Source organism: Alcanivorax sp. HI0083 (assembly GCF_001635175.1).
On the sequence record NZ_LWFX01000046.1, the window covers coordinates 1 to 1004 of the forward strand.

Genomic DNA, 1004 nt, shown 5'->3' on the forward strand with positions numbered 1-1004 from the left:
GAACACGGATGTTCGATTTCGACCCGGTACAGCTTACGCCCGCCAACCCCAAATGGCGGGCGTTTCTTTTTCTGTCTCTTGCCCCTGTCCCCGTTTCCCCTTTGATTGCCCGTAGCAGAACACCGATAATGCCTCGCTTCACAGTAGGAGTCGGTCATGTCTGAGCAAGCGGAACAGCGGGAAATCCTCAAAGCCAAACTCAACCAGGAAACCGCCAAGGCCAGCTGGCAAGAACTACAGCCGTTCTTTGCCCGTGGCCAGACGGTCTACGTGGCGCCGGAACTGGATTTGATCGAGGTGGCGCTGGCGTTTTCAGAAGATGAGGCCGAGATGATTGCCCTGTGGCGCGATAAAGCCCAGGTCGACAAGGTCACCGATGAGCAGGCTGCGGCGTGGTTTGCAGCAGATAAAGGCTTGTGGACAGTGGTGCTGCCGCCCTGGGTATTGGTGCAGCCGGAAACGGTACAGTAATCCGGCGGCCAATCACGGTTTCGGAGCGCGACAGAGTTGCCCATCGAATAGACGGGCGTAGCGCTCCTTACCCTGGATACCGTCCTCTTCTACCTTTTCTCTTCTTTCCCGCTTCTTCGTATCGTGCCCTGCGGCTTATGCGCTGGGTGTAGAGTTCTTATGCCGTGCCCGGTATTCACCGGGAGGTAATCCCAGCCAGCGTTTGAAGGCCTTGTTGAACGAAGAGGGGTCTTCATAGCCAAGCTGGTGAGCAATCTCGGCAAAACCGGCTTCACTGTAGCGGACCAGCTGTTCAGCCAATTCTGCGCGGACTTGATCGAGCAGATCCCGGAACCGGGTATGGTGTGCGTTCAGGCGTCGCTGAAGGTTGCGCACGCTCATGTTCAGGCTGCTGGCCAGTTGTTGCTGGTCATAATGGCCTTCTTCAAGCTGAAATCGCAGCCGTTCACGTATCAGGTCAATCAGGTGATGATCACGCAGTGAGTTAAGCGTCCGGTCACACTGGATCAGCGCCTGCTGGAAACGCTCATCGT

Annotated in this window: 2 protein-coding genes; one reads left to right on the top strand and one right to left on the bottom strand. The window is 56.6% G+C overall.

Annotated elements, in window-relative coordinates:
- The first annotated feature begins 156 nt into the window (after positions 1-156).
- Positions 157-471 carry a DUF2288 domain-containing protein gene (locus tag A3754_RS00500; RefSeq protein ID WP_063518554.1) on the top strand — a complete coding sequence of 105 codons (315 nt, stop codon included), beginning with the start codon at positions 157-159 and terminating at the stop codon, positions 469-471.
- A gap of 135 nt (positions 472-606) precedes the next feature.
- On the opposite strand, the gene A3754_RS00505 is transcribed toward A3754_RS00500, so the two are convergent.
- A partial coding sequence (locus A3754_RS00505) for a helix-turn-helix transcriptional regulator (RefSeq protein WP_156496634.1) occupies positions 607-1004 on the bottom strand: 398 nt, incomplete at its 5' end.

Excerpts from the sequence above, each read along its gene's own strand:
- A3754_RS00500 (WP_063518554.1), top strand. The coding sequence starts at position 157 with ATGTCTGAGCAAGCGGAACAGCGGGAAATCCTCAAAGCCAAACTCAAC.